Source organism: Rhizobacter sp. P3_B12, assembly GCF_056402895.1.
The window spans coordinates 1-4032 of the sequence record NZ_JBFUGN010000566.1 but is presented as its reverse complement, the minus strand read 5'-3'; the positions used below and the strand labels follow the sequence as shown (position 1 = coordinate 4032).

Sequence of the window (4032 nt, the reverse complement as noted above, 5' to 3'; positions counted from 1 at the left end):
GTTCACCTTCGCGCCCAGGGAAGCGCTGGGAGGCCACTTCATCTATCTGGGAGCGCGCACGTCGGCAACCGGCATCAGCGTCAAAGTCGCCATGGCACGACTCGGCGACCAGGTCCGGAAGATCCACTCCGAGCCCCGTCGGCTGCAAGCTTTCGAGCAGGCCATCGGCCGTTTCGACTTCTCCGATCAGCAGTACTTCTTGCCACTCGGCCTGCGTACGAGAAGCGACATCACGCCGGACGTGCTGGGAGACGTTCATCCGCTGACGACCGATGCCGAACAGAACAGAGCCCTCTTCGAGGGCCTCCCGGAAGGGCGCCACAAGCTGGGTTTGATGCGCCACCACGCATCCGTCGACTCAGACGGCAACCGGCAGCCAGTCGGCACGATCGTCGCCCTCGACGAACTGAGCTCTGGTGAACAACAGGCGCTTACGCTCATCATCAGAGTGCTCGCCGCAGTCCAGACTGGCGCCACGGTCCTCGTGGACGAGCCAGAGATCAGCCTTCATGTGGGTTGGCAGCGCCAGATTCCGGCCGTGCTCTCCATCATTGCGCGGCATATGGACTGCAAGTTCGTGGTCGCCACGCACTCACCGGTGGTCATTGCCGCCGCGCAGGACAGCCACGACCTCTGCTTCTCGGTCAGCAGGGGCAGGCTGCGTGCCCTCGAACCGCGGGAACTGCGGTCCGTCGAGGCGACTCTCTTCGAAGGCTTCAACACCTACACCGACAACACACGGCAAATCCACGAGCGCTGCGCCGAAATCGTAGCGCGGGCGATCAGCGACCTTGACGAGCAAGCGGGAGCGGAAGAAGGGGCAGGCAATACGCAACTCCACGAGCTGGACGTGCTTCGCAAGAAGCTCGAAAGCCTAAAGGTGGCTGACACGACATCCGGCCGGCACGACCTCGACCTGATCGCCAAGGCGCGGGCGGCCATCGTCGAGCTGCTCAGCTTAGGAGCATGACAAACATTCAGCGCCTTAGGGCGTCCTTGCGCGAAGAATTCCAGCGCTACTCGGAACGCCCGCACCATGTGAAGCGCTGTCGTGCCAAGGCGCTTCAATTGGTCTTCTCCCTTGCCCGGGAAGCACGCCGGGGAAAGGTAGACGGCTGGTCGCGTCTGGCCAAGGTCGACGAGAAGCACGGGAAGTCCCGAATCGAAGGAGCACACCTGACGAAAGCTCTGCGCGAGTTCCTCGTGGCGCAGCAGTCAAATCGCTGCTGCTATTGCAGGCGCTGGTTGGTGAACACCGCCTATGCGAGGCCTATCGACCACATCTTGCCGAAGAGTCACTACAAGCAATTCTCCCTGCATTTCTGGAACCTTGCCGTGGCCTGCACGGACTGTAACTCCCTGAAGACGGACAACAAATGGGGCGGGTTCGATCCCTCCGTCAAGCGCCATCCCTTGCCGCAAGCGTTCAGCGACTCCTTCCATCCTCGGTTCCATGTCTACGACGAGCACATCCGCTTCGTCCGGATCGAAGCCAATGGCATCGCAGTCGTGCTGTTCAAGGGATTGACCCCGCAAGGCCGCCAGCTGTGCCGAGATCTGCTCGTTCGTGTCGCGGCCCAGGAGATGCTGGTCGCGAACAACTCTGCGCTAGCCGCCCCACTCGCCACGATGGAGGCATTTAATGCGGGAGACGACTCCGCGGCAAGCGAGCGCCTGAAGGATTTTCAGCGGGCCCTCGGACAATCCCTGGTGCGTACTTTGCAGCTTCCCACCTGACCTCCTCCACTGTCATGCCGGTGCGCTGCAGCTCGATGCGTAGAAGGGGCTGCGGCTGTGCAGCCGACGATTGGAGCACGACGAGGCTGGCTGCAGTTGTCGCCTAGGGCATCGCTACAAGTCGTCGTGGAGCCTCAATCACCCCAGCCTCCGCTGCTATCCATTCAGATCCTGTCATTGCTGAACTTGCCAATGAAGAAGCGGTCGCCGACGAAAAGTAGCAACACAAGCGAGCACCGCTGCCGTCCCATCCTATGTTGTGCATCTAATGCGCACTGCCACTGCATACAATATATCGCTATTCATAGCCTAATCGAAATTCATAGATTTTTATGAATTTCGGTGATATATCGCTTGCTGGGAAGCAAGTGGCGCCGGCAATTTCGCCTCTCCACCTGTGACAACGGGCGGCAGACGCCGTTGCTGGCCGGCATGGGCGTCGTCCCATCCGCAAAACTTCATCTGTGCATCTAATCGTCCAACCGAACCTGTAGAAAGAATCAACATGGCAAGACGCGGACTGAACAATTTCCTGCGGGAGTCCAACGTCCACAACGGACAAGAGACGTGGACGCTGTCGACCCGTGCGGGCGATCCCGTGTTCGCGTTCAACTCCTTCTGCGAAAGTAATGCCAACTTCCGCTTTTCAACGCAGAAGCGGTACGCGGAAGTCGTTTCCCGATTTATCGACTATCTCTACGAAGCACAGGTTTTCGACCAAGTTGTGCAGCCAGCCCGGCTAAATTCGGTCGTCGAAGCATATTCAATCTTGCTGCGCGACGGCTCCGAGGTCACGGCATCGCGCATCCGCAAGAGCAACAACGACCTCTGGCTGGCAGACGTAGCGGAGCGGCTCGACTGGGCCCCGCTGGCGTCAAACAGCTTTGACAACACCATCGCTGCAGTCAATCGGTTCCTGCGGCTTTCGGAGAGCCTTGCGCGGGAGGCCAGAGAGAAGGCCGTACTGCTTGGCGTCGACGACAAGCAAGGCTATACCGCCCTCATCAAAGCGCTCGACGGCGCGGTGACGTTAAGCCGGCACGAAGTCGCCGCGATGAAGCAGCATTCGATGTTTGGCAACGTCGCCAAGTACGCCCCGAGGGGCATCCAACGTGCAGGGCGTCTCCGCACCCCGGGTTTGCCATCAGCGAGTTCGCGGCGAACCCTCGACTTTCCGAGAGAGTACCTGCGAGCCCTTGTCGAGACAGCCAACTCGTGGCGAGACAAAGCCTTCTGGTTGCTGCTTTCGGCTACTGGCATACGCGCGAGCGAAGCGCTCAATTTGCATCTCAACGACATCGACCTAGAAGCTCAGAAAGTGTATGTGTTTGATCCGCGCGGACGCCGTGCCAGATTCGGCGCGAGCGACCCGAACCGCCTGCGGTTCAAGGGACGCGAGGTGGCCTACACCTACCTCATTCCCGAGCTACGCCAAGACCTCTTCTATGCGCTGCAGCAGTACCTGCGCCTGGAATTCGTCCCCTGCTCCGAACCCGGGGAGACGGTGTACCTATTCCAATGCGTCGAATCGCGAAAACGTGGCCAGCCCTATGTGGATGCAGCCCATGCGGCACTGGCCAAGAGCTTCAAGCGGGCGCTCAGGGCGGCCAACATTCCCGTGGGCAGCGAGGGCAAGGATTGGGTGCTGCAATCGCTGCGGCACATGTATGCCGTGTACATGGTCAACGACTTCCCGGTCAACCCTCACAACGGCGAGTTCGGGCTTCCTCTCGTCGAGGTGCAAATGATGATGGGGCATGCAAGCATTCGGACGACCGCCCACTACGCCCGGACCAAACAGCGACGACTCGAGGCAAAGCTCGCTGCATCCGACCAAGCCTTGCTCGGCATGACCACCGATGAGTTGAAGGCACTTCCAAGGTTCAATGTGCAACTGCCGCGAGGCTGAATGTGATTAACACCACTGATCACCCAATCCTCTTGCTAGACGGCGGCGCCCTGAATAAGGAAATTTGTTTGTCAATATCTTGGGCCGAAGGAATAATTTCCCAGGAGCTGAAGGACACAAAAACTCCACCTCACAAGAGGAAGGCTTTCTCTCAATTCATGGGCGACTCCAATCGCGGCACAAGCCACTTAGACGAGGCATTCATCCAAGCGGCATATGCTTTCGCCAGTTCCGACGCGCTTAACACGTCGACTCAGCCGGCCATGGCCGCGATGGCAACGTACGTCGACAAGCGCACTGTCTCTGCAACCGGCTTCGCGCAAGTCAAGCGCGGACTAAAACTATCGCTCGTAGACCTTTGGCGACGAGGGGCGCTTCTTCTCCCA

4 protein-coding genes are annotated in these 4032 nt (G+C 59.5%); all 4 read left to right on the top strand.

Features of this window, described 5'->3' with window-relative positions; genetic code table 11:
* Positions 1 to 970 (top strand): AAA family ATPase (locus AC1D01_RS23750; RefSeq protein WP_477870708.1); only part of this gene is annotated, 970 nt, incomplete at its 5' end.
* Positions 967 to 1737: an HNH endonuclease gene (locus tag AC1D01_RS23745; RefSeq protein ID WP_477870706.1), complete on the top strand. Its 771-nt coding sequence runs from the start codon at positions 967 to 969 to the stop codon at positions 1735 to 1737. The genes AC1D01_RS23750 and AC1D01_RS23745, both read left to right, overlap by 4 nt.
* A 505-nt stretch (positions 1738 to 2242) precedes the next feature.
* Positions 2243 to 3646, top strand: a complete 1404-nt coding sequence (locus AC1D01_RS23740) for a tyrosine-type recombinase/integrase (RefSeq protein ID WP_477870704.1) — start codon at positions 2243 to 2245, stop codon at positions 3644 to 3646.
* Positions 3647 to 3648: 2 nt separating this feature from the next.
* Positions 3649 to 4032, top strand: a 384-nt coding sequence (locus AC1D01_RS23735) for a hypothetical protein (RefSeq protein WP_477870702.1), incomplete at its 3' end; no start/stop codon positions are given.

Bases quoted from the DNA above. Each gene is read 5' to 3' on its own strand.
- AC1D01_RS23745 (WP_477870706.1), top strand. From the start codon at position 967: ATGACAAACATTCAGCGCCTTAGGGCGTCCTTGCGCGAAGAATTCCAG.
- AC1D01_RS23740 (WP_477870704.1), top strand. From the start codon at position 2,243: ATGGCAAGACGCGGACTGAACAATTTCCTGCGGGAGTCCAACGTCCAC.